This window comes from Streptococcus saliviloxodontae, from assembly GCF_016908655.1.
Lineage (GTDB): Bacteria > Bacillota > Bacilli > Lactobacillales > Streptococcaceae > Streptococcus > Streptococcus saliviloxodontae.
The window spans coordinates 1-25,801 of record NZ_JAFBEI010000007.1 but is presented as its reverse complement, the minus strand read 5'-3'; the positions used below and the strand labels follow the sequence as shown (position 1 = coordinate 25,801).

The window sequence follows — 25,801 nt, the reverse complement described above, 5'->3', positions numbered from 1 at the left end:
CTATTTTAAATACTATTTAATACTGTCATAATAGGACTTCGCAACTGCTGTGTAATCTTCACCATCAACATCAACTTTAGCATTAAGTTTAGTAACTACCTCAGTTGTCAAACTAGCTGTTACCTTATTAAGAATAGCCTTGATATCTGGATAGCGCTTTAGTAAGTCATCTCTGACTATCGGAGCTAAATTATAAGGAGGCCAAAATTGTTTATCATCTTTTAGCAAGGTATAGTTATCTGTATTCACCAACTGTCCTTCAGTCGTATAGGCTGGTGTTACATCCGCCTCATTATTTTCTAGCACTGTGTATTTGAGACTATTATCATAAACTGCAGAAGACTTCCAATTAAAAGCTCCGTAGGTAGCTTCTAGACCTGACAACCCATCTTCACGCTGGTCAAACTCTCCCTGAGAAGCAAAGCGTAAGGCAGAGGCATTGGCTTGTAAATCTGATATCGTCGCAATCCCCAAGTTTTTGGCTACCTCTGTACGAATCACCAAGCCTTGACTATCGTTGGCTTCTGCATAGTCTAACCAAGTCAGATTAAATTTTTTCTGATAGTCCTTCTTCACTGTTTCGTAAACCTTCTTAGGATCTGTCTGCATCCTCTCTCCTAAGACCGAAAGTAGACCAGTACCTGTGTATTCAGGATAGAGATCAATGTCATCATTAACAATAGCTTGATGAATCAAAGAACTAGAAATATTCGAGATGCGTTTAACAGTATATCCTTTATCTTCTAGAGCAAGAGCATATACCTCTGAAACAACTAGATTCTCAGTAAAATCTTTTGAGCCTATACGGATCGTTTTCGAAGACTGAGTCTTTACTGATGCTGTTTTATGGTTTCCATACCAAAGGAAACCAACCACTAAAATAGCAACAATCCCTAACAAGATAGCTAAAGTAAGCTTTTTATTTTTCATAATAGTTAACCCCACTAATCCCTAAATCAAAAACAAGCATACATAAAAAAGATAACAAGGCAACAGAACCGCCACCAATCACTAACAAGTCATAACGGTAAAGACCTAGCCCTGTAAAAATTAATGTTCCAAGACCACCTCCACCAATATAGGTCGCCAATGTTGCACTAGCTATAATTTCAACCAAAGCAAGCTTAGTACCAGTAAGAATATAAGGAATTGCCAGAGGGAACATCACATTTTTTAAAAGTTCTTTATTTGTCATCCCTAGACCAATTCCTGTCTCTATCAAATCTTTAGGAATCTCTGAAAAACCTAAAATAGTATTTAATAAGATTGGAGGAACAGCTAAAAAAACTAATGCAATCAGTGCTGGCCAAGTCCCTACACCGATCAAAGGAATAAAGAAAAAAAGTACACCTAAACTAGGAATAACACGTAATCCCTGTGATAACAAGAGAGCTAATTGCTTCAAAAGTGAATGACGATAACACATATAACCAAGCGGTAATCCAATTAATAAGGCAAAAAATAGTGCAGACAAACTCAAACTGATGTGTTGCCAAAGATAGAACCAGTAAGTGTTACTATTTTCGGCAAAATACTGAACAATTTCTTTAATCATATACCTCTTCTCCTAATCTTCCAATGGTTGGGGATAACAAGATGACTAATCAACTGATAGATGAGCCATCTTCTGAATAACGACTATTACCCTTATTTTTCTTTATCAAAAAGACTATGAATACACATTTGACTAATCTTCCTTGATATACCTCCTAAAACAGCATAAAGCTGATGCTGGTCTTCTAACGTTCCATACTGATCGAAAATTAAATGAAATACCTTACGCGTTAATTTACCTAAAGGAGGTTCGGTTGGAAAACGAAGAGCAATCGCTTGAGTCGCATAGAGTAATTCTATCGTCAATAAATCATACAATTTTTCTGTAATAACCTCCAACTCCTGAATAATGAGGGGGAGGTTAGTTTGTCTATCCTCCATTTCTCCTGCTAGAGGGTAGGAGACATTCGATAAAATTTGACAGGCATGATGGATCTCTACATCTAAAGTCATAGCTGTTTTTTGCAAGGCTTGCAATCCAAAAAACTGGCTATCATCAGCAGTAAGAAAGCGTGATAGACCTGTAAAATCTGGATTTCCCAATTTAATCATACGTTGAACAGAAGCGTTTGATACATGACTCAAGGCAACATTTAACATCTCAATAGCCAGAGTAACATTTAATGTTTCAAAATGAGGTGTTGACAGAATACGCCCCGTCGTGATATCCACCATAGGATTGTCATCTGAAGATTCCCATTCATCATAGAGCTGCTTTTTAACATAAGATAGACTATCATAAGCTGCACCATGAATTAGGGTGACATTTCGAAAACTCAGAGGGTCTTGAACCCCTGAACTGTTTTTCTCAAAAAGGTAACTCCCCTCAAGCACACACTTGACATGTCTGTAACTGCATTGATGTCCCGATAAAGCTTTATTTCTAACAACACTATCATCTAAGGGAGTCGTGTTTCCATCTAAAGCTTCTAGTGACATCCCGTAAGCCAGATCATACCACTTTAGAATTCGCTCAAGTTTTGGAACAAGCAATGCCAACCTTGCAAAGGATGCAGCATTTGAACTAATGACAGAAAGACCATCTTTAGCTCCAAAATGAATCGGTTTTAATCCCAAGCTTTCAAAGACTTCTTTGGCAGTGTAGCGTTTCCCTTGATAATCTACTAACCCCTCACCTAATAAAGCCAATCCAATATAGGATAGTATGCCAATATCTCCTTCTCCTATTGAGCCTTTTCCATTGACAACAGGGGTAATCCCCAAATTTAAAAAATCAACTAGACGCTCAGCAATCGCTACCTGAACTCCAGAATAGCCTTTAACCATATTGTTTAAATGAATCAGCATGGTAGCTCTTACTTCTTCAATGGTCAATTCTGGTTCGATACCCACACAATGAGCATATATTAACTGACGATTAAAATGATCAATATCATTTATCGGAATACGACGATCCTTGTTTTTTCCAACTCCAGTGTTTAACCCATAAATCGCTTGATCTCCTGTTAAAGCCTCTAGAACAACTTGACGAGCTGTAGTCATTCGTTCAAAAGAGTCCTGGGAAATGCTAACAATCTCTCCCTTGACAACACGTTGGACATCTTCAATGCTAAGTTCATATCCTGTTAATTCCATCTGCTACTACTTTCCAAAACTATAACGATAAAGCTCTATTCCAAGAGAATCTTCAACTTCTGGATAAACAGTCGGATCTGTTACACCCGAACTAAGTGGAAAATGATGTTTATCTATCTTAGTCAATGTGACTTCCTGTCCAACCTCAACTTCATTATTACTAAGGGCATGAGCATCCTCAGATCTAAACAGAGTAATGACGTCTGGATAAGTTGATAATCGCTCTCCTTTGTCATTTTCAACGGCCATATACTCATTTTGAACATGAATGTAAAGAAAATCTGTTCCTGTATCAACGACGATTTTTCCAATATCAAACGCTTCATCCGTATAAACAATTTCTTTTTCCACTACCTTACCTTTACCAAGAATCTCTCCTTGTGTTGATGCTATTATGGCATCAACTACAGTTGCTGCCCCCTCAGTGTTATTCTTTAGTATGGTATATCCCAAATTAATGGCTCGTGACAAACCACCCAACACAGCGTTTTCTTTAATATACTTTGCTGTTAACGGATGACGAGCTGCTGCTATAAAGCCACCAGATAAATCCGAAGCAATTCTTAATATCTTAGAAGTATAGGCTGCTGTTCCTTCAACCACCAATTCAATGTGTCGCCCTGTTTCCCAACGTCCACCAGAGACAGCTTGGATAGTCTGATAAGAAAGGTCATTAGCAACTCCCATATTACCCATTTTTCCAGTAGGATGAGCTCTGATATCTCCTGTAGCATCTACAACAGCCAATCCTAAAGCAGCAGCTGCTAACCATCCATTTGTAGAACTTGATTTTCCATTTTGTGGTGTCATAATGCCTTTAATTTTCTCAGGATTAGGATGTTTTTCGATAAGCAATTCAACTGCCCTAATGTAGTCTTTTCCTAACATTTGCCAATCAGTTGTTCCTCCAGGCGCACCTATTGCTGTCTGTGTAATAATTAGATCATCTTCATCCAGTTCATCAATACTAATCAACTTAACAGGTGATAAAGTTACCGCAGCAGTTCCCATCTCTAAACCATGTTCATAGAAGCCGCCACCTCCACTAGCATAGACAGAACCTCCCAAACAAGCAGCCAAAACATCTTCTTTTGTTAAATAGCGAATTGTCATTTAAAACCCTTTCCATTTTATATTTAGTATTCAAAACATTGACTAAAATGTTTTATTTATCAAGGCAACAGACTTTCCTAATATCCTACTTCCCCAAAGTCATTAGTATTAATTCTTCTAATTCCTTTTTTCTCAACTTCATCCAAAGAATCCTCATAACCTGCATCTGCATACCTCAACACACCTAGACTAGTATCATTGGTCAAAGATAGAGATAATCGCTCTGCTGCTTCTGCACTACCATCGGCTACAATAGTTAATCCTGCGCTCTGCATAAAGCCCGCGTAACCTCCACCACCAGAGTGAATAGCAACAAGATCTGCTTTAGAAGAAGTTGCTAACAAAGCATTAAGCAAAGGCCAGTCAGCAATAGCATCTGAGCCATCTTTGAGAGATTCTGTCATGATATTAGGATGTGCCATCGCCCCAGCATCTAAATGATCTCGAGTGAAGGCTACAGGCGCCGAAATAATTCCTTTTGCCACTAAGTCATTGACAGCTAAAGCTAAGGCAGTTCTCTCCTCATGACCTAACCAACCAATTCTAGCTGGTAGTCCCTGAAAAGGAACTTGTGTTTTTGCTAATGAAATCCACTCTGAAATTATCGAATTATCAGCAAAATGCTCCAAGATATAATCGTCAATGATTGTAATATCATCTGGGTTTCCTGATAAAGCTATCCATCGAAATGGTCCAATAGCACGCTCAAACAAAGGTCTCAAAAAAGCTTCGGTGAAAATTGGAATGTCAAATGCATTTTCAACACCAAAACGTCTCGCTTGTGTTCTGATGTTATTACCGTTATCAAAAACCTTAGAACCTCTTTGTTGAAAAGCTAAAATACTGCGCACTTCTTTCGCTAGTGATTGACCAGCATCTTGCTCAAGTTGAGCAGGATTTTGTGTTCGCACCTCTTTTACCTTATCTAAACTATATCCTTCTGGAACATACCCATAGAGCAAGTCGTGCGCTGCAGTTTGATCACTCACAATATCTGGTACCAATCCCTTGTCTAAAATCTGCTGATACACTGTTGCGGCATTACCAATTAAGGCAACGGATATAGGCTTTTTAGAGTTCTTACCTTCTTCAATCCAATCGAGTGCCTTATCTAAATTATCAGTTTTTTTATCCACATAGCCAATCGATAGCCTTTTATCAATATTTTCCTCATTGACATCTACTACAAGAATACTCGCACCAGCAAATTTACCAGCTAAAGGTTGAGATCCTCCCATACCTCCCATACCAGCTGTTAAAATCCACTTACTAGATAAATCGTTATCATAGTAAAGCTGAGCAATAGATTTAAAAATTTGGTAAGTTCCTTGTAAAACTCCCTGAGAACCAATGTATTGCCAATCTCCTGCTGTTAATCCACCCCATGCAATCAGATTTTTCTCGTAAAGCTCATAAAAGTGTTCAGGGGTTGCCCACTTTCCGACTAAATTTCCATTAGCCATAATGACTAAAGGAGCGCTAGAATGTGTTTTTACAATACCGATAGGCTTACCAGATTGAATAATCAAAGTCTCATCTTCCTCTAGAACTTTGAGACTATCAACTATTGCTCGGTAAGAACCCCAATCACGTGCTGCCTTTCCAAGTGACCCATAAACCACCAAATTATCTGGATCTTCACCATTTTCTAAAACATTTTCCAATAAACGAAGTAAGGCTTCCTGTCTCCATCCTTTGGTACGTAATTGATTTCCACGTTGTGCTTTTATTGTCATCTTTTCCCCTTTCTATCATCCATACTCCAAAATATTAATCCTGACGATAATCTCATCTTATCATCAACGACTCTATTTGCATAAGCTTAATATTTTATGGTCGGCTATAAATTTTCTTTATACCAAAAGCAGATTGACAAGATTAACTATATACCCCGCTCCAAAATACAGATACCAAAAAAGCAACCGCTAGTAAAAACACTAGCGATTGCTTACTTATCCCAAACCTAAAGAAAACGATTGTCTGAGTTAGGTAATTCTATCCCATTGATCCGTTTTTCTAAAATCGTAACACATGACTTGCTGACTATCACGGATAGGGCAGATTGTTGCACAGATTGAAAAAACATCCAGCAGCATCTGATCTGTAAAGACTTCTGAGGGCTTACCCGTCTGATAGACTTTCCCTTGATGAAGTGCCACGACCTGATCAGAATATTTTGATACCAGTGGTAGTTCGTGCAAAACAATAACGATCGTCTTCCCTTGCTCAACTTGCAATTTTTTCAAGAGTTCAATGAACTCAATTTGATGATTAACGTCAAGATAAGAGGTCGGCTCGTCTAAGAAAATATAATCGGTATCCTGTGCTAAGACCATCGCCAAAAAAGCACGTTGAAGCTGACCGCCACTCAATGATAAAACTGACTGGTCCGCAAAGTCTGACAAGCCAACCCAGTCCAAGGCTTTTGCCACCAAGTCTTTATCAGTCTGACTAAGTGGTAGAAAAAGTTTCTTACTATGATAACGCCCCAGCGATACAAAATCTACAACGGATATATCTTCGATCACCTTGGGCGACTGAGGAAGAAAAGCGATGCGCTTTGTCCTCTCTTTAGACTTGAGGCTTTTGAGGTCCTGACCATCTAAAAAGGTCTGACCTTTTTTCACAGGAATGATGCCCAACATAGCCTTAAGTAGACTGGATTTGCCACAGCCGTTAGGCCCGATAAGAGAGATAAACTGCCCTTCTTCTAACCTCAAGGAAATTTGATCTAATACCTTTCTTGTCCCATAGGACAAATCAAGATTTGAAACCGTTATTACCATTGTCTCCCCCTCCTTTGTAATAAAACGACTAAGAATCCCAAGCCACCAAATAGTGATAGGAAAAGATTAGTTGGCAGAATTGTCTCAAAGAGTTGATGGGCTAGAACATCACTCATCAAAACACTGGCCGCCATAAAAAGAATACTCGTCAACAAGTGCACCCCAAACTGTCTCGCATAATAAGGTCGAAAGACATGAATAGCTGTAAAAGCAACAAAGGGAAAATTAGCTCCCAAAATCAAACTCAGAGCAATGCACAGCGACATCAATCCGAAGAAAACGACATGATAAACCTTCAATGATAAGCCCAGGCTCTGCGCCAACTCACGATCCTGTTGCAATAGCCTAAAGGGCCTTAAAAGACCTAAGAATACTAGCAAGGCTAAAATGGACAAGAGAAGAATCCAGACGCTTAGGGATAATGACAATTGATCAAAATTTCCTCTCATCAATAGAGCAATAATATCCTTAGCCTCACCAGAGTAGGTTTTCAGGTAGGTCAAAATCATCTGAAAAAAAGCATTAACGCCAATTCCTAGCAATAACAACAGATTACCATCTAACTCACTAGTACCAGTCATGGCAAAACGATACATCATCAAAGAAAAGAGCAAAACGCTCAAGCCCGATAGACTCACAATCCCCCAATAGGGCATGCCTCTAAAAAAGGGAATATAGAGATAGGACAGGGCTAACACAGTCATGGCAATTGTTGAAAAGCCTAAGGCACTGGGATCTGCTAAGTCATTCTTTGAAATGGCCTGCAAGATCAACGTCGCTATAACCAATAAGATAGCCACTGCACAACTGGCTAGTATGGCTGGTAGGCGCAGCTGATTGAAAATAAAAAGCGCCGATGATTGACCTGCCAAAAGATCAAAAAAGAAATCCAAAGATAAGTGACGATCCTTGATGCTAACTTTTAGAAAAAGGGACAGGCAAAAATAGGTAACAACCAGTACAAAAGGATAGAGAAATTCTGATTTTTTAGACATGTCTTCCTCCATTTCGTTTTAGTAGCCAAAAGAAAAATGGGAGACCAAGTAAGCTAATCACAAATGATATTGGGGTCTCATAAGGGTAACGAATCAATTTAGCCAAGATATCTGCTACTAAGAGCAGAATAACACCAAAGAGACTGGTCATCATAAATTGAGAAACAACACCTTTGATTTTCAACAGACCTACCAAATTTGGGACAATCAAGCCAACAAAGCCCAGCTTTCCAACAAGGGACACCGCTACAGCACTCAAGCAAGTCGCTAGCAAGAAAGCAATGATTTTCAAGCGATACACTGGCATCCCCAGACCTTTTAAGACCTCTTCTTCTAAGTAAAATCCCTCCAACTGAGGCAAGAGATAAACCAAAAATGGCACCACTAATAGACAGGTTCCAAGCATTAGCCAAACATCTAACCAAGTCGCATCTGTTACACTACCGACAAAATAGAGACTAACTTCTTGAAAAAAACTCATCTGATAGGCAAATAAATTAGCCAAAGAACCAATCACATTTCCAACAACAATCCCAATCAGTACCAGACGCGTTTTTAAAAAACCACCAGGCACTAAGGCTGCGATGCCATAAACTACCGCTAGACTCAATAGAGAAAATCCTATCGAGAAAACAGCTAAAAGCAAACTAGACGAAATGCCTAGAAATTTAGCAAGAACCAAGCCCAAAACAGCACCGTCAACCAAGCCCAGCATGGATGGTGATGCTAGATTGTTTTGTGAAACCTTCTGCATCAAAAATCCTGAAACAGAGACTGCAAATCCTGTCAACAAGGTTAATAGCAAGCGTGGAAGACGCAACTGATACACCAACTGACTAGCTGAGGACTCCTTAAGCATGAGCCCATCTATAAGCACTCCTAATTTTAGACTACTTGAGCCAATGAGGAGAGAAAAAAACATTAGAATGATTATCGATAAAATCGAACTTATATAGTAATATTTACGAATAACGATTACTCCTTTCCGAATAATATACTAGCACAAAGCGCTCATTTGGTCAAAATCATTCGGATATTGACCATTTTCTCATTTTAGGTTATATTAAGATAGTAAGCCCTTTCTCACAGAGATAACAACCTTATTTAAAAAGGAAAAGCTTACAATAAAACAAAGGAGAATGTGATGAAAAAATCTCACTTCATATATATTTGCTTAGTTCTGTTGGTGCTCATCGGAGCCCTCTTTGTATTTGCTAGACGTAGTCAAGAGACGAAAACAACACAGACATCAACTGCTAGCAGCCACTTTACCAGCAAGACAATCACGCATGATTTTGGGACAACCAAACTCGATAAAGAGCCAAAAAAGATTGTTATTCTCAACAATCTCTACGGTGAAATCCTTCTTCCTCTAGGAATTACCCCTGTTGGAGCAACAACGGCTCAGGTTGGAAGCCAAGAATTCTCAACACTCTTTAAGAAAACCTTTAAAAAAGCAGAGGTCGTTTCTGTCGGTTGGCAAAAGACGCCTGATCTTGAGAAAATCGCAGAGCTAGAACCTGATGTGATCTTGATGACCGTGCATCAGCAAGACCTCTATGATAAACTCAACCAGATTGCCCCTACCATTGGCTATCAGATCAACACTGAGAGCAACTGGGATTTTCGTGATACTGCCTTGAAAGTGGCTGATATTTTCGATAAAAAAGATCAGATGCAAAAGGCCATCGACGAGCTAGACCAAAAACAAGCCAAGTTTGCTCAAAAAGTAAAAGCAACCTACGGCAACCAAAGGTTGATGTACGTCCGTGTAACTGAAAAAGATATCCGCTACTACGGTTATGGACGCTTCGGATTCCTTTACGAAACCTACGGTTTCAATCGTGCTGAAAGCTTCAATCCATCTGATATGTATCAGTTAATTGATAGCGAAAAATTATTGCAACTCAACCCTGATCTTCTCATTGTTCAAGCAGACTCAGAAGACTTGCTCAAAACTAAGCTCAAAGAATCTAGCGTTTGGGGTCAACTCAAGGCAGTCCAAAACAAAAAAGTTATCTATGCCGACTACTCAACCTATATGTTAGGTTTCGGATTAATGTCTCAAGACGCTATTATGAGTCAAATAGAAAAAGAATGGCTTGACTAGCAAACACCTTTCTTAAAACTGGTAGACACTTTGATTTTGTCTGCCAGTTTTTTATTTCTTGCTTAAATAACCTACTATAGTCTATAGACTTATCTAGCCGCTCAATCAGCCTCCAGATAAATGACCAACTCTCCTAACTTCAGACGATATCAGTCGCAAATAAGCTAGTCTTTAAACTTTTTAAGGTTAAGTTCTTTGAAAGCCTTTACCTTAAGAAAAAATATTTGACAAATATAGGCATTCGTACCAAAGTATATATAGTTACCTATGTAATTATAACAACTGGTCCTTTTTGAAAGGATTATCGCTAAACCGACACCTGCCGATCTAGTATGACCCGAGAAAAATCTTCTAGCTGTTAATAATTATCGGAACAAAAATGACTATCTTAGATAGTAAAAAGATCGGAGAACTATGACTACTCAAAACTACGATATTCATGGCAAGCCGTATAATCGGACTGCACTGCTTATCCTCTTGTTGATTGCAACCTTTGCTGGGATGCTAAACCAAACCAGTCTTGGTACAGCTATACCAACATTAATGAAAAGTTTCGATATTTCCTTATCGACTGCACAGCAAGCAACCACTTTCTTCCTATTAGCAAATGGGATTATGATTCCCGTATCAGCCTTTTTAGCCACGCGCTTTTCAACAAAATGGCTCTACTTTGTCTCTTACGGCATCCTTATTGTAGGGCTATTTTTAGACGTTTTTGCACCGACAGATAACTGGGGTATTTTCCTTATTGGTCGTATTGTCCAAGCATGTTCTGTCGGTATTACCATGCCTTTGATGCAGGTAGTTATCGTTAACATCTTCCCTGCGGAGCAACGCGGTACTGCCATGGGCTTAAATGGATTAGTTGTCGGTCTTGCACCAGCAATCGGTCCAACACTGGCAGGATGGGTCTTGAAACAAGACTTTGTTCTATTTGATACTAACCTTGAATGGCGTGCTATCTTTATCCTTCCTCTTGCTATCTTGATTGTTTCTTTCTTGTTGATTCCATTTATCCTCAAGGATGTTATCAAAAATGAGGATGTTAAGCTTGATATTCTATCTCTTATCCTCTCAGTTTTAGGTTTTGGATCTTTCCTTTGGGGATTCACTAACGTTGCCACTTACGGTTGGGGAGACTGGGGCTATGTTATCACTCCTATCTTGATTGGGGTTGCCATTATCTCATTATTTGTCTGGAGACAATTGAAACTTGACGAACCTTTCTTAGATGTTCGTGTCTTCAAAGTCAAACAATTCTCTGTGACAACTATCGCTATTTCCCTATCAATGATGGCTATGATGGGGGTTGAGATGATGTTACCAACCTACCTTCAAAATGTCCACGGTCTTTCTGCACTTGATGCTGGTCTTGTGCTACTGCCTGGAGCTCTAATGATGGAGATTGTCAGCCCAATCGCTGGTCGTGTCTACGATAAAGTCGGTGCGCGTCGTCTTACCATGATTGGATTTATCATCCTTGGCTTAGGAACGATTCCTTTTGCGTTTCTGACAGCAAAAACAGCTGACCATTTCATCACTCTCTTGTATGCCGTTCGTATGTTTGGTATCGCTATGGTAATGATGCCATTGACAGCCAGTGCCATGAGTGCCCTTCCTAAACATGAAATCACCCACGGTACTGCTGCCAATAATACTGCTAGACAGGTTGCGTCAGCCATTGTTGTCGCACTTCTATCAAGTGTCACTCAAAACGTTATTAATACAAATAAACCAACTAAAGCATTGTTAGACAAGAACCCTCTAGATTATGCTTCAAAAATGATCAATGCTAGCCTTGATGGTTTCCATGTATCATTTGCAATTGGCTTCTCATTTGCTGTGTTAGGTGTTATTGCAGCCTATTTCTTACACAAAGGCAAAGTAATCGAAGAAAGAGAGGAGTTCTAAAATGATTGTCCTTATTATTTCATTAGCCACAATCTTAACATTTGTTACTTGGATGCTCATTGATCGTGCTATCATCCGAGTTCCCCTAGGAATCCTATCCCTTCTTATTCTTGCTGGTTCTATTTGGCAATTGACTGACCACTTCGTTAACCATACTGGCATGAAAATCACTACAAAAACAAGCACTAAAACCATTTACACTGCTGGTGATACTAGTGCAACCTACGGTGTTCTCATCACTAAAGAAATCGGAACTGATTCTGGAAACTATGTTCTTGTCTATCGTGATAAAACGACAGACACTGATAGCAGTGCCCACTTCATTCCTGATACAGACAATCCTGTAGAAGCTTCTAAAGTTACAACAAACTATCAACTCACTGATAGTAAAAATGCGACGGTCACTACCGTAACCAAACGTTACACTTGGGATTCTGATTTAGCAGAATGGCTCTATGGCTTCGCTGGAGAAGAAGGTGAGGTCGTCTCAAAAACCATTACAGCTAAAGTCCCTGAGAAAACATGGTTAGTCTTAACAGACAAACAAGCTGAAAAGTTAAAAACATTGATTCCACAAATCCAAGCCAAGGCTAAAGCTCAGGCAGCTGCAAATCCAACTGCTACCGCAGCCCTTCAAGCTCTTGCTAAAACAAACCCTGAACTCTATGCTGAACAGCAAATTAAAATGATTAAATCAGCACTTAATATCAAATAATACGAAGCAAAAAACTTACTCCTTTATGGTCAGTCCTTGACTAAAATGAGTAAGTTTTTTGATTAGCTAACCTGAGACCAAATGCTTCAGTCAATAAGTATCTTTTGTAAATGATAAGTAAAAAAGCTGAGAATAAGATCTCAGCTTTTCACTTATCAGCTTATGGATTAGTCTTCATCCACTCGTGACTTACGGGCAATATCTGCTAGAATATCTGCTACAAAGGCATCAAGAGCCTTAGTCTCAGTCGCCTTACTTCCATAACGACGAACGTTAACAGCACGATCTTCCATTTCTTTGTCACCCACGATCAATTGATATGGAATTTTTTGTGTTTGAGCTGCACGAATCTTGTACTGCATTTTCTCGTTACGGTCATCCACTTCGGCACGGATACCACGATCTTTAAGGGCTTTAGCCACTTCCCAAGCATAGTCAATGTGAGCTTCGTTTGAGATTGGGATAACAGACACTTGTTGTGGTGCCAACCAAGTTGGGAAGGCTCCCTTGTAGTTCTCAATCAAGATCGCTGTAAAGCGTTCCATAGTTGAAATGACACCACGGTGAATCATGACTGGACGGTGTTCCTCACCATCTGCACCGATGTATTTAAGGTCAAAACGTTCTGGAAGAAGGAAGTCAAGTTGGATTGTTGACAAGGTTTCTTCATTTCCAAGAGCTGTTTTCACTTGGATATCAAGTTTTGGACCATAGAAGGCTGCTTCGCCTTCAGCTTCAAAGTACTCAGCACCCATTTCATCAAGGGCCGCTTTCAACATGCTTTGAGCATTTTCCCACATCTCGTCATTATCATAATATTTTTCCTTATCTTCAGGATCACGATAAGACAGGCGGAAACGGTAGTCGTTTAGATTGAAATCAGCATAAACATCAATAATCAACTGAAGGGCTTTTTGGAATTCCTCTTGGATTTGCTCTGGTGTAACAAAGAGGTGACCATCGTTCAATGACATCTCACGTACACGTTGAAGACCTGTAAGAGCACCTGATTTTTCATAACGGTGCATCATACCAATCTCAGCGATACGAATCGGAAGCTCGCGATATGAATGCACATGGTGTTTGAAGACTTGAATGTGGTGTGGGCAGTTCATCGGACGAAGAACAAACTCTTCTCCATCACCCATATCCATAGTTGGGAACATATCTTCTGAATAGTGCTCCCAGTGACCAGAAGTCTTGTAAAGTTCAACAGATGCTACTGGTGGTGTGTAAACATGTTGGTAACCTGACGCCAACTCTTTATCAACGATATAACGTTCCAACTCACGACGAATGGTTGCACCATTTGGTAACCAGAATGGCAAACCTTGACCAACTTCTTGTGAAATCATAAAGAGGTCAAGCTCTTTACCAAGTTTACGGTGGTCACGTTCTTTTGCCTCTTCACGACGTTGAAGATAAGCTTTAAGATCTTTTTTATCAAACCAAGCCGTACCATAAACACGTTGCATCATGGCATTATCGCTATTTCCACGCCAGTAAGCACCAGCTACGTTAAGTAGGTGGAAGACTTGGATACGACCAGTTGATGGCACGTGTGGGCCACGACAAAGGTCAACGTACTCACCCTGACGATAGATAGTAAGTCCACCCTCATCTTCTGAGTGTTCTTCGATCAACTCAAGTTTGTATGGGTCGTTTTTAAAAATCTCACGCGCTTGGTCTTTAGTTACTTCTTCACGAATAGATGGGAAGTTTTCTTTGACGATTTTCTTCATTTCTTCTTCGATACGAGGAAGATCTTCATTTGAAATTTGACCTGCTTGGTTATCTGTATCATAGTAGAAACCATCTTCGATAGCAGGACCAACTCCTAAGTGAATATCTGGGAAAAGACGGCGAGCCGCTTGTGCAAAAAGGTGAGCTGCTGAGTGACGAAGAACAGGAAGAGCATCTTCGTGATCAGGAGTCACGATTTCGATGCTACCATCTTCAGTAATAGCACGTGTTGTATCAATAAGCTTGCCGTTGAATTTACCAGCCAAAGCTTTTTTAGCAAGGGATTTACTGATTGACTCAGCAATCTCAACAGTTGTTACGCCAGATTGGTACTCACGAACAGCACCATCAGGAAAAGTAATAGTAATCATAAGTTAGACATTAAGGACAGTCGCTTGAGCAAATACGAGCCGCCCTTACTTCCTTTCTATATCATATATTATATTTCAATTTTCAACTGACTTTCCTTTTGAGAAAGAAAAGTCTCCATTTCTGCCTGGATATCCACATCCAGACGCTGGGAGATTTCCAGCAACCACCAGATATTCTCAGCTAATTTTTGCTCCAAAGTATAGGGCGTCTCATCATAATAACGACCTTGCTTAGTCATGACTAAACGATTGAGATTGCCAATATCATTGGAAAGAGCAAGGAGGTCTTCTTCAAGCGACCATTCCTTACCGTGATGCTTAACTTCTAAGCCATGATAGACCTGTCGAATTGCCTGACTTCTTTGTAAGAGTTGGTCCGATAATAACATTGTCTTCCTCACTTTTTAACAGCAGATCCTAAAAGGACTCCTGCTACAATACCGATTCCTAACCAAGAGTAACCAAACCAGATCCCCCACAAACTCAGTAAAATTCCTAGGACAAGACCAATCATCAAACCTTCCAATAAAAACGTTTCACGCGATTTCTTATCTTTTGCCATATCCATTACCTTCTCTAAGTTAAACAAAAAATTGCGACATCCTAAAAGGACGTCGCAACGTGGTTCCACCTTAATTTATCTACAGTAAAAAAACCATAGACCTCTATCAGCTATATCGTAGCAACCGTTTTATGTTTTCATAAAAACTCGGGAGGAGTATCTTTGGATAGGTTTACGTCTTTGCAGCAACCAGACGCTCTCTGAAAAACCAGACACCTCAAACATGTCTCCAGTAAGTATTATAGCACGATTTTTTAATTTTTCAAGACAAGATGTCTATTTTAATGTGACTTAATCAAAGAAGTCTCGAAGACTATCCACCAAGCGTTTTGGAGTCTTTAGCATACGCACTGAGGTTTTGGCTGTCCCTTTAACCACTCGAGACGGAGCACTCATGGTCTGACGCATTACGGTGATGTGCGTATATTTTCGCTTGCTATCTCTGAAAAAAGAAGATCTCTCAACCTTATAATCCTTGGAAATAATCAAATCAAGGTAAAGTTCATAAACAGACTTACCAAACTGCTCTGCTGAGATACTATAGAGTTTGTCATCGAGTTGCATTTGACTCATTTGAGGCGTTGTAGTAATTGCCTTAATAATCGTCTCTGCCAACTGCTCCTCGTCATAGTACAAACACCCAAACATAGGCTGGTCAATAAGATCATCAAGATAGGGGTTGCCATGCGCAATGACAGGGGTTCCACTAGCTAGACTCTCTGTATAAGTAAGCCCTTGTGTCTCACTTGTGGACGCTGAAATAAAGAAATCTGCTGCCTTATAATAGAGAGCCGTCTGAGACTGCTCCACCATCCCCGTAAATCGCACAGAGTCTTCAATCCCCAGATCTCTCACCTGATCTTTTAAGTCAGGTAAATAAGGACCATCCCCAACAACGACTAAGGTAAGGTCGGGCGTCTCTTTTAAAACCTGTGGCAAAGCCTTCAAAACAGCTTGAATATTTTTTTCATAAGAGATACGTGACAGACTCAGTAGCATCGTATCCGATTCCTTGATGCCCAAGTCAGCCCTTAAACGCATGACATCTTCTTTGGTTAAATCTGGACGCAGGTACTGATTGAGTTCAATTCCAGTTGGGATAATTCTTTTTTGAATCATCACTTGATAGCCATCAAGAATATTTTGGACGATACGACTAGGACAGATCACCGCATCATAATTTCTCAAATAGTCTTTAACAAAGTACTTGACCATACTTGGTTTGATCAAACGCCCCTTGGCAATATAATGAACATAATCTTCATAATGCGTATGGTAAGTATGTACAATCGGAATACCCAACTCACGTGCAATCATATAACCAAAAGTCCCCATTACAAATTCTGTATGGGTGTGAATGATATCCAGGTGATGTTCTTTTACAATCTGATAAGCAGTATTCAAACCTGAATACACCATACGACGATCCGTAAAGGCGATAAAAGGAACGCTTGGTAAACGAACAATGGTCGGGTCTTCATCCACCTTGATATTTTTTTCAGTAGCTGTAAAGATAAAAACCTCATGACCTGCCTTTTCAAGCTCTTCTTTCAAAGTGCGAATACTGGTGGCAACACCTGAGACCTGTGGAAAATAAGTATCTGTAAAAAATCCAATCTTCATACTACAACTCCATAACCTTTTGATAGGCAGTCGCTAGCTGTTTTGCTACCAACTCAATACGGCGACTTTCCGCCACCTTGTAGGCTGCCTCACATTTGTTACGCTGACCTGATAGAACCCTGTTTAAGGCTGCAACAAAACCATCTATGTCACTAGCAAAATCAACCGCATCTTCACCAATCCATCCCTCATAGACAGGAATATCTCTGAGAACCACCTGTTGATGACTGGCTAGTGCTTCTAAAACAACGATACCTTCTGTTTCTTCAAAACTCGGAAAGAAAAAGGCATCTGCTCCGCTCATAGCTCCTTCATAGATATCACCCTTGATATAGCCTGGGAAAATTACATTTTGGGGATGATTCTTTTCGACCAAACGTCTCACTTTGGATGGAATAAGCCATTTATTGATTTGGCCAAACCAGATAAAGGTAACATCAGGCATCTGTTCTGCCACTTTGACAAAATCCTCGATACCTTTTCGTCTAAAAAATAGCCCAGCTGAAATAACAACCTTTTGCTCAGCACTTAGCTTGAAATACTCTCTAAAAGCAACTTCCTTAGCTTTATCAGGAGTGTATTTTGGCAACTCGATTCCATTTGACACTGGAAAAATGGGACAAGTGATACCATAAGATTGTATCAATTGTTTGGAATACTCTGTCGGTGTGATGATGGCATCTGCTGCACGATAAAAATGCATTAAATACCATTTGAAAAGTGGTGCTATCTGATTTGAAAAAAGAAAAGAATTTCTAAAATCTTCTTTGGTCGAATGACCGTGCATAATGACTTTCTTTCCTGCTTTCTTAGCTGTTTTCAAAAGATGCCAACTCATCAAACCATAAGTATTTATATGAACAAGGTCATAATCATCATGTTCATCAGTCGTATAAGGGATTCCTTGTAACTCTAAGGCCTTTTGCTGATGCTTAATAGCACGACCAATCCCTGATTTACTGATAGCCTTTTCACCTTCTAAATACAGTAAAACTTTCATACCTAACATTATAGCCTATTTGAAGATTTTTTTCACTTAAAATCTCTAACTACCGCACAAAATCAGCAAATTCATTAGTTTCCTAAAGTCAAAAAAGAATGGCTAGATAAACTAACCATTCTTTCTCATTGCGGAAGTATCGTTTCCTTACTTCTAGTAAGTACTAGAGGATTACTAGCGGCTTGAGTCACGTTTAGTAATACCGTGATTCAAAATAATCTCTTTTTCTTCCAACTCTTCCTTGTTCATGATCTTAGTCAACATACGCATACTAACTGCTCCAAGGTCATAGATAGGTTGGCTGATTGAGCTCAAGTTTGGTCGCGTATACTTCGTGATTGGTGAGTCATTACTTGTAATGATTTCAAAGTCTTCAGGTACTGACTTACCTGCTGCAAAGAGACCATTTAATAAACCAGCTGCCAATTCATCTTCAGCGACATAAGCAGCAGTCGCCCCTGAATTAAGCACGCGCTCTGCCAAATCAAAACCATCTTGATAACGGTATTTAGCTTCGAAAACAAGCCCTTCATTGAAGGTTAAACCATTTGCTGCTAAACCTTCTTTATAACCTGCTAAACGAATCTTACCATTGATTTCATCAATAAGTGGACCTGAGACAAAGGCGATTTTATCATGATTTTTTGACAAATCTGCAACAACATCTGAAACTGCCTGAGTAAAATCAATGTTAACACTAGGTAGCTGATGTTCAAGGTCAACTGTTCCTGCAAGGACAACTGGAGTACGTGAACGTGAAAATTCTGCACGAATCTTCTCTGTCAAGTGATGTCCCATAAAGATGATACCATCCACTTGCTTCGCAAATAAAGTATTGACAACACCGACTTCTTTGTCATCATCTTCATCGCTAGAAGCCAAAACAATGTTGTACTTGTACATGGCTGCAATATCATCAATCCCTTTAGCTAGGATAGAGAAATAGCTATTTGCAATATTTGGGATGACCACTCCAACAGTCGTTGTTTTCTTACTTGCCAAGCCACGTGCTACGGCATTTGGTCGATAATCCAGTCGATCAATGACTTCGAGAACTTTTTTACGAGTGTTTTCTTTAACATTTTTATTCCCATTGACAACTCGACTAACAGTAGCCATTGAGACACCTGCCTCACGTGCTACATCATAAATAGTAATCGTATCATCAGTATTCATTCTTATCATCATCCTTTCTTTTGTAAATTACGCTTTCACTGTTATTCTACCATTATTTGAAATCCCTTTCAAGTAATTACCCCCCTTTAACCTAAAAAGATGAAAGGGATTTCTGATAATCGTCAGCATTTTTTAGGCTAACTTTCCTCAATTTCCGTTCATTAAGAGAAATGATAAGCCAAACATTCCTTTTTGAGCCCAAAATAGAAAAAGATTAGCCTTCAACCACTTATAACAATCGTTTCTCAATAATTTCAGAATCTTATCAGAAAAGAGCGTTTTGCTCTTGCTTTTTCGTCATTTTTTTGAAAGAATAGTCCTTGTTAGCTATGATAGGTTTCAAAGCTTTGCTAAATTCACACCTATCATCAGTCACAAGGAGGCTTTAGAGTTGCTACAAGTCTTTCTATCCCAATATAAGGAGTTTTTGCCATGTCTAAACTTAGCACGATTCGTCATTTTTTACATCAAAACCAAGCTAAAATTGCTATCTTCTCAGACCCTGTAACCATCAACTACCTCACTGGCTTTTACTGTGATCCTCATGAGCGCCAGCTATTTCTCTTTGTTTACGAAGACCGTGAGCCTCTCCTCTTTGTCCCAGCCCTAGAGGTAGCTCGTGCTAGTGCTCAAGTGGATTTCCCCGTTTTTGGCTATGTTGATTCTGAAAACCCATGGCAAAAAATCAAAGAAGGTTTGCCTAGCATTGACAGCGACTTTGTTTATGCTGAGTTCAACCATCTTAATGTGACCAAATTCCAAGGTCTCCAATCCGTCTTCAGTGGACAATTTAAAAATCTGACGCCAACAATCGAGACCATGCGTTTAATCAAATCTCAAGATGAAATTGACAAGATGTTGGTCGCTGGTAAATGGGCTGATGTGGCTGTTCAGATTGGGTTTGATCATATCAAAAAAGGCAATACTGAAACAGATATCATTGCACAGATTGAGTTTGAACTCAAAAAACAAGGGGTCAGCCATATGTCCTTTGAGACCATGGTCTTGACAGGCAATAACGCTGCAAATCCTCACGGCATTCCTGGAACGAATCCTGTCGAAGACAATGCCCTACTCCTCTTTGACCTTGGAGTACTCTACAACGGCTATACTAGTGATATGACCCGTACAGTTGCTGTCGGTCAACCGAACCAATTCCAAAAAGACATCTATAACCTTTGCTTGGAAGCTCAGCTGACTGCTCAAGAATTTATCAAGCCAGGTGTGACAGCTAGCGAAGTTGATGCTGCTGCCCGTCAGGTTATCGAAAAAGCGGGCTACGGTGAGTATTTCAACCACCGTCTAGGACATGGTCTTGGTATGGACGTCCACGAATTTCCATCCATCATGGCTGGCAATGACCTTGTCATCCAAGAAGGCATGTGCTTCTCTGTCGAGCCAGGTATCTATATTCCTGGAAAAGTCGGTGTCCGCATCGAAGACTGCGGTTATGTTACCAAGTCAGGCTTCGAAGTCTTTACCAAAACACCAAAAGAGTTACAATATTTTAGTCTTGACTAAGGTCATACCTTTTCATCACCCCACAAATATAAAAACAGAGGTAATACTCAATGGTAATTGGCACTCACGATGCTATCATAAATGCCACTTTACGGTTGCTATCTAATGGAACAAAAGCCAATGATTTAACTTTAACTAATATAGCAAAAGAAGCACACCTTAGCCGACAAGCTATTTATAATAAACATTTTTCTAATGTCGAGAGCATATTTCAAGAAATTAGGAATGGCGTAGATGAATCTATTTTTGATACATTTGAAATAGCTCTAGCTGAACAAAAATATACCAAAAATATTTACGAAATTATTGCTGATAGTTTAATTCCAAATATATATCATAAAAGGGATTGGATAAAAATAATGTACTCTAGTTCGGATTTTTTTAATTGGAAAGAGTATTTAAAAGGAAGATATATCCATCTCATATTAAGTCAGTATTCAAATCAAATCATGACTAAAAGTACCTATTTTAGCGATGAGCAAATGGTAGGAATGACTTGTGACTATATCATGTCAATTCTGTCAGAGTGGCTTTCCGATGATTTTCCGATTCTCCCGAAAGAGTTTAAAAAAGAGTTTTTAACAATAATGACCAACTCCCCATTTGAACTAATCAACGTAAAAAACGAAGAGTGATTTTAACAAAAAACAAAAAGGATTATTACAGTTACAATAATCCTTTTTATTTTACTTTCAATATCAGTGCTGTTTCACAGGTTTGAACCAAATCAGACTGAGAGAAATTAGTATTATCAAGAACGACGAGATTAATTTCATTGATAAGTCCTTTATCTCTAAATTATTCAATATATTATTTGGGGTTAACAATGTAAACGGAGACCAATGACCCAAAAATCTCAACTGCTCTATCAAACTGGAAAACAAAATCAAAACTTCAAGTATCATCGCTGATACAAAAGGAGTTAGATAACATGAAATGGCATTGCCCAAAAGCGTAAAACAAACAAATGATAAACTTTGAATCGTTAGTGCAAGTAAGGTTTTTTCAAAATTCATAGTACTATACATCGCCCATGTCGTATAAAGTGCTAGTATCCCTCCAAAACATATAGAGATCAGATTAATTATAGCACTTGTTAAAACTTTTGATAGGAGTACCTTACCTCCTCTTTTCATTCTTGTTTGGTAAAATAATTTTTCAGATTCTACTCTGCCTAATTGACATTCTGAAGAAGTTAGGTAAATAGCCGTGAACAAACAAATTTGCGATGTTATTTTAAAATAAGAACTAAGTATATCACGCCAGTGAACTTCTTGGAGCATCACTTTTGCACCTGTCGTTCCCAATGTATTGATAATATCCTTCGCATAATAGGTACTGAGTGTGGCAACTAACGAACAAATACTTATAATAAAAAAGAGAAAGAAGGCCTTGCGACTTCTTATCCAATGATAAAAATCATATCTCATCATAATTTATCTCCTTCACTACTTTTAACCGCACGATAAAATGCCTCGTAAAGATTAAATTCTCTATTGTTACAAGATTTTACATAAATCGCTAGATTTTCATCAATTGAAGCTAACACTTTGGGAAAGTCTGAGTGAGAGAAATATAGTCTATTATCACTATGCTCCTCTTTGGGATTAAATACTTCGATATTATTTTGTTTAAGTAACTCAATGAAACGTTGCACCTCTACTGCACTAAAAAGTTCAATAAATGATAACTCTTCTTGACCCAAAAACTCTATTAAACTACCTGAATATAGTAAGTTTCCTCTATTGATAACAAATAATTTATCTGCAACTTTTTGGACATCTGCTAGATTATGGGTTGAAATAACAACTGTAGTTTGTTTTGAGATACCTTTTATAATATCAAGAATTTCCTCTCTTCCGAAAGGGTCCAATGCACTTGTAGGCTCATCTAAGAATAACAACTCTGGTTTTAATATCAAAGAAGCTGCGATTCCTAATCGTTGTTTCATACCTCTTGAAAAAGATGAAGCAACCTTATTCTCATATCCATTCAATCCAACTACTGATAATAAATTCATTACCGTATCTTTACTTGGTTTTGGAAGTTCAGAAATCCAAGCGGAATAATACAATACCTCTTTTGCACTTAAATCATCTGGAAATTCCGGTGTATCTGGGCAATAAGCTATTTTAGTATTATAAGTTTCGATAATTCCACTAATAGGTTTTGTTAATTGTAATACTGAATGAATAAGTGTCGTTTTTCCTGCACCATTTTGTCCAATCAACCCTATCACACCATCATTTTGGGATATACTTAAAGAAATAGTCTTTAAGGCAGTAAATTTTCCAAAAGAAACAGAAAGATTCTCTACCCTTAATAATTTCTTTTCTTTCATAGCTATTTCTCTCTTCCAATTAACAAATAAATAATTCCACCAAAAGGAAGACTCACACAAGATACAATAATCCAGACCCACCAGGGGAAATAGCGTGTATTCTTATGAGACAGAATATCAATTATTAGAAATAAAATATATAGTAGCAATAACAAAATAAGCGGTAACATCATATAAATGCTCATCGTAAACTCCTTTTAGGGATTTTATTATATTTACAAAGCTATCTTATCACTTAATAACATAAAAAAAAGGGCGAAATAATTGACAAGATGTCAACTTTATTTATTGATAATCTTGATTTCTTCCGAGTTAAAACATATTCTTCTTTACATACTGTCAATATTTAATATAGATTATTCCAGTTGATTAAGATAAACATGTCTTCACCTGTGGTAAACTGTCCATTTATAATAATTACCCCACCAAATGATAAGCTGCACCGATAAGATTAGCTCCATTTTTGTGCTGACAGATAGCAATAGCTGGTCGATTAACAACCCTGAAAAAGATCGGTTGTTCACTTTCTAGTTTGGCGATCTGTCTCTCTAGTTCTTCCAGTAGGATAGCTTGACTAGAAATACCACCTCCTAGAACAACCTTATCCAAATCCAAAATTGCCTGAACGTTATTGATATAGATGGCTAAGTAGCGACAATAACTTTCAAAGATAGGATAGACGCGGCTATCTTTTTGATTGAGGTGGTCAAAGACCTTTCTACCATCCGTCTCGTCCTCAAGCTCTAGAATTCTGGCACAATGGCGAATCATATTGACCGCTGAGACTTGTGTCCCTGCAAACTCAAACTCCTCCAGTGCATCCTGTTTGGGAGGTACCATAAAGGTCAATTCCCCTGCCTGAAAGTTTGAGCCCTGATAAACCTGTCCATGCAAAATAATACCGCCACCAAGACCTGAGCCAAGGACCATGGCAAGACCATTTTGACACCCCTTTAGCTGTCCAGTGGCATATTCCGCAAGGGCTGCTGCTTTGCCATCATTTATAGCTGAAACAGGTAGGTGGTAGTGCTCACTCACATAGTCACGGTAAGCAAAACCATCTAAGTAAGTCAAAAGACCACCTTTATAGAGAACACCTTTTGCATCATCCACTGTCCCTGGAAATGAAAAAGCTATTCCTGAAATCTCACTCAAATGAGGTCTTATTATCTGATCAATCAATTCGAGACAGCTTGCCATGTCCTTGGGAGAGGGATAGGCATCAAATACCTGAGCGAGTTCAAACGCTTCCGAAACCAGAGCAGACTTCACCTGAGTCCCACCAAAATCAATCGCTAAAATCATGTCGCTTCTCCTAAGTTTTTTCTCTATCTTATCATATTTCACCTCTTTTTTCTTCCCTATTCTAAGACGATTAATGGTGGAAATTTTAGCCTTATCATGATAAGATAACTCTTAGAAAGTGAGGTTTTCATGACACAATCTATTTCTAAAGAAGCTATCCGTGCTGCCTACGACCATCGTATGGCAGTCCGTGTTTACAATGATGAAGACATTAGTCGCGACGATATGGACTTTATTCTGGATACGGCTTGGCTCAGCCCATCTTCAGTTGGATTAGAAGGCTGGCGTTTTGTGGTTCTAGACCGTCGTCACATTGAGCAGCTCCGCGATTCTCTCAAACCTATCTCATGGGGAGCTGGTCCTCAACTCGATACCGCTAGCCACTTTGTCCTTCTCTTGGCTGAAAAAAATGCCCGCTACGACAGCCAAGTCATCAAGGAGAGTCTTGTTCGCCGAGGCATTTCAGAAGAAGATATCCCTGCTCGTCTTGGGCTTTACAAGGACTTTCAGGAAAGAGACCAAAAAATCGCTGACAACCCACGCGCCCTCTGGGACTGGACTGCCAAACAGACCTATATCGCCATGGGAAATATGATGACAACGGCTGCTATGATTGGGATTGATACTTGTCCGATTGAGGGATTTGACTACGATAAGGTCAACGCTGTCTTATCTGAAGCTCAGATCATTGATCCAGAAAAAGAAGGAATCGCAAGCATGGTTTCCTTCGGTTATCGTCTCAAAGACCCTAAACACCCACGTTCTCGTAAACCTCGCCAAGAAGTCATTACTTGGTTGGATTAATTTTTGAAAGGAAATACCATGAAATTTTTGCACACTTGTATCCGCGTTCAAAATCTTGAACAGTCTATCCAGTTCTATCAAGAAGCTCTAGGATTTAAGGAAGTTCGCCGTAGCGATTTTCCAGAAGCTAAGTTTACCTTAGTTTATCTCGCATTTGAAGAAGATCCTAGCTATGAGCTTGAGTTGACCTACAACTATGACCACGACCCTTATGATCTTGGTAATGGCTACGCTCATATCGCCGTAGGCGTTGATGATCTTGAAGCTCACCACCAAGCACACGAAAAAGCTGGTTACACCGTTACCAAACTGATGGGACTCCCAAATCAAGCACCCATGTACTACTTCATCACAGACCCAGATGGTTACAAAATCGAAGTCATTCGCTTGAAGCAATTTTTGAATCAAGATTAACTCTCGTGAACTGAGAAGACCAGACTCTTAACTATCAGCAAAGACGCTAAAAAGCTCCTAAGCCTCTGAACTGCACCCCAAAAGTTAGACACAAAATCTAACGAATGGGGTGTTTTTTGATGAAATTAACGTATGAAGATAAATTAACAATATACGAGCTT

The 25,801-nt window shown here is 39.1% G+C and carries 24 protein-coding genes; 7 read left to right on the top strand and 17 right to left on the bottom strand.

Annotated features, from left to right (window positions below; translation table 11 throughout):
* Positions 1–12: 12 nt before the first annotated feature.
* The 8 genes from JOC31_RS02365 to JOC31_RS02330 form a co-directional block, all read right to left on the bottom strand.
* Positions 13–930, bottom strand: a complete 918-nt coding sequence (locus tag JOC31_RS02365; RefSeq protein WP_205016612.1) for a glycine betaine ABC transporter substrate-binding protein — start codon at positions 928–930, stop codon at positions 13–15.
* A complete protein-coding gene (locus JOC31_RS02360) occupies positions 920–1,555 on the bottom strand; it encodes an ABC transporter permease (protein WP_205016611.1) in 636 nt (211 codons plus the stop codon). The genes JOC31_RS02365 and JOC31_RS02360 overlap by 11 nt, the downstream gene beginning before the upstream one ends.
* Before the next feature lie 92 nt (positions 1,556–1,647).
* Positions 1,648–3,150 carry an aromatic amino acid ammonia-lyase gene (locus tag JOC31_RS02355; RefSeq protein WP_205016610.1) on the bottom strand — a complete coding sequence of 501 codons (1,503 nt, stop codon included), beginning with the start codon at positions 3,148–3,150 and terminating at the stop codon, positions 1,648–1,650.
* A 6-nt stretch (positions 3,151–3,156) separates the two neighbouring features.
* Positions 3,157–4,263 carry a DUF917 domain-containing protein gene (locus tag JOC31_RS02350; protein ID WP_205016609.1) on the bottom strand — a complete coding sequence of 369 codons (1,107 nt, stop codon included), beginning with the start codon at positions 4,261–4,263 and terminating at the stop codon, positions 3,157–3,159.
* A 77-nt stretch (positions 4,264–4,340) separates the two neighbouring features.
* Positions 4,341–5,999 (bottom strand): urocanate hydratase, encoded by a 1,659-nt coding sequence (locus JOC31_RS02345; RefSeq protein ID WP_205016608.1) that lies wholly within the window; start codon positions 5,997–5,999, stop codon positions 4,341–4,343.
* 249 nt (positions 6,000–6,248) lie between these two features.
* A complete protein-coding gene (locus JOC31_RS02340; protein WP_205016607.1) occupies positions 6,249–7,049 on the bottom strand; it encodes an ABC transporter ATP-binding protein in 801 nt (266 codons plus the stop codon).
* Positions 7,043–8,044 carry an iron chelate uptake ABC transporter family permease subunit gene (locus tag JOC31_RS02335; RefSeq protein WP_205016606.1) on the bottom strand — a complete coding sequence of 334 codons (1,002 nt, stop codon included), beginning with the start codon at positions 8,042–8,044 and terminating at the stop codon, positions 7,043–7,045. The genes JOC31_RS02340 and JOC31_RS02335 overlap by 7 nt, the downstream gene beginning before the upstream one ends.
* Positions 8,037–8,966, bottom strand: a complete 930-nt coding sequence (locus tag JOC31_RS02330; protein ID WP_205016605.1) for a FecCD family ABC transporter permease — start codon at positions 8,964–8,966, stop codon at positions 8,037–8,039. Before JOC31_RS02330 ends, JOC31_RS02335 begins: the two co-directional genes overlap by 8 nt.
* Before the next feature lie 222 nt (positions 8,967–9,188).
* Here JOC31_RS02330 and JOC31_RS02325 point away from each other — a divergent pair, with 222 nt between their 5' ends.
* The 3 genes from JOC31_RS02325 to JOC31_RS02315 all read left to right on the top strand — a co-directional run bounded on the left by JOC31_RS02325 (position 9,189) and on the right by JOC31_RS02315 (position 12,780).
* Positions 9,189–10,154 (top strand): ABC transporter substrate-binding protein, encoded by a 966-nt coding sequence (locus JOC31_RS02325; protein ID WP_205016604.1) that lies wholly within the window; start codon positions 9,189–9,191, stop codon positions 10,152–10,154.
* A 414-nt stretch (positions 10,155–10,568) separates the two neighbouring features.
* Positions 10,569–12,065, top strand: a complete 1,497-nt coding sequence (locus tag JOC31_RS02320; RefSeq protein ID WP_205016603.1) for an MDR family MFS transporter — start codon at positions 10,569–10,571, stop codon at positions 12,063–12,065.
* 1 nt (position 12,066) lies between these two features.
* Positions 12,067–12,780, top strand: coding sequence for a DUF4811 domain-containing protein (locus JOC31_RS02315; protein ID WP_205016602.1), 714 nt, complete (start codon positions 12,067–12,069; stop codon positions 12,778–12,780).
* A 167-nt stretch (positions 12,781–12,947) separates the two neighbouring features.
* Here JOC31_RS02315 and thrS read toward each other — a convergent pair whose 3' ends face one another.
* From thrS to ccpA, 6 genes are all read right to left on the bottom strand, one after another.
* A complete protein-coding gene (gene thrS / locus JOC31_RS02310) occupies positions 12,948–14,894 on the bottom strand; it encodes a threonine--tRNA ligase (RefSeq protein ID WP_205016601.1) in 1,947 nt (648 codons plus the stop codon).
* A 68-nt stretch (positions 14,895–14,962) separates the two neighbouring features.
* Positions 14,963–15,283 carry a nucleoside triphosphate pyrophosphohydrolase family protein gene (locus tag JOC31_RS02305; RefSeq protein ID WP_205016600.1) on the bottom strand — a complete coding sequence of 107 codons (321 nt, stop codon included), beginning with the start codon at positions 15,281–15,283 and terminating at the stop codon, positions 14,963–14,965.
* A gap of 8 nt (positions 15,284–15,291) precedes the next feature.
* Positions 15,292–15,456, bottom strand: coding sequence for a hypothetical protein (locus JOC31_RS02300; protein WP_205016599.1), 165 nt, complete (start codon positions 15,454–15,456; stop codon positions 15,292–15,294).
* Between the two features lie 291 nt (positions 15,457–15,747).
* A complete protein-coding gene (locus JOC31_RS02295; protein ID WP_205016598.1) occupies positions 15,748–17,079 on the bottom strand; it encodes a glycosyltransferase family 4 protein in 1,332 nt (443 codons plus the stop codon).
* 1 nt (position 17,080) lies between these two features.
* Positions 17,081–18,079, bottom strand: coding sequence for an LTA glycolipid anchor biosynthesis glycosyltransferase, IagA/BgsA family (locus tag JOC31_RS02290; protein ID WP_205016597.1), 999 nt, complete (start codon positions 18,077–18,079; stop codon positions 17,081–17,083).
* Between the two features lie 174 nt (positions 18,080–18,253).
* Positions 18,254–19,255, bottom strand: a complete 1,002-nt coding sequence (gene ccpA / locus JOC31_RS02285) for a catabolite control protein A (RefSeq protein ID WP_205016640.1) — start codon at positions 19,253–19,255, stop codon at positions 18,254–18,256.
* Between the two features lie 432 nt (positions 19,256–19,687).
* On the opposite strand from ccpA, the gene JOC31_RS02280 reads away from it, so the two are divergent.
* Both JOC31_RS02280 and JOC31_RS02275 read left to right on the top strand, forming a co-directional pair.
* Positions 19,688–20,776 carry a M24 family metallopeptidase gene (locus tag JOC31_RS02280; RefSeq protein ID WP_205016596.1) on the top strand — a complete coding sequence of 363 codons (1,089 nt, stop codon included), beginning with the start codon at positions 19,688–19,690 and terminating at the stop codon, positions 20,774–20,776.
* A gap of 50 nt (positions 20,777–20,826) precedes the next feature.
* On the top strand, positions 20,827–21,411 hold the full coding sequence (locus JOC31_RS02275; protein WP_205016595.1) for a TetR/AcrR family transcriptional regulator: 585 nt from the start codon (positions 20,827–20,829) through the stop codon (positions 21,409–21,411).
* Between the two features lie 63 nt (positions 21,412–21,474).
* Here the strand turns inward: JOC31_RS02275 and JOC31_RS02270 are convergent, their stop codons facing one another.
* From JOC31_RS02270 to JOC31_RS02260, 3 genes are all read right to left on the bottom strand, one after another.
* On the bottom strand, positions 21,475–22,209 hold the full coding sequence (locus tag JOC31_RS02270; RefSeq protein WP_205016594.1) for a hypothetical protein: 735 nt from the start codon (positions 22,207–22,209) through the stop codon (positions 21,475–21,477).
* Positions 22,206–23,117, bottom strand: a complete 912-nt coding sequence (locus JOC31_RS02265) for an ABC transporter ATP-binding protein (RefSeq protein WP_205016593.1) — start codon at positions 23,115–23,117, stop codon at positions 22,206–22,208. The genes JOC31_RS02270 and JOC31_RS02265 overlap by 4 nt, the downstream gene beginning before the upstream one ends.
* 417 nt (positions 23,118–23,534) lie before the next feature.
* The gene (locus JOC31_RS02260) at positions 23,535–24,422 is read right to left on the bottom strand and encodes an ROK family protein (protein ID WP_205016592.1); all 888 of its coding nucleotides are present in this window, start codon (positions 24,420–24,422) and stop codon (positions 23,535–23,537) included.
* Positions 24,423–24,551: 129 nt separating this feature from the next.
* On the opposite strand from JOC31_RS02260, the gene JOC31_RS02255 reads away from it, so the two are divergent.
* Both JOC31_RS02255 and gloA read left to right on the top strand, forming a co-directional pair.
* Positions 24,552–25,226 carry an NAD(P)H-dependent oxidoreductase gene (locus JOC31_RS02255; protein WP_205016591.1) on the top strand — a complete coding sequence of 225 codons (675 nt, stop codon included), beginning with the start codon at positions 24,552–24,554 and terminating at the stop codon, positions 25,224–25,226.
* A gap of 18 nt (positions 25,227–25,244) precedes the next feature.
* On the top strand, positions 25,245–25,640 hold the full coding sequence (gloA, locus tag JOC31_RS02250; RefSeq protein WP_205016590.1) for a lactoylglutathione lyase: 396 nt from the start codon (positions 25,245–25,247) through the stop codon (positions 25,638–25,640).
* Positions 25,641–25,801: the final 161 nt, after the last annotated feature.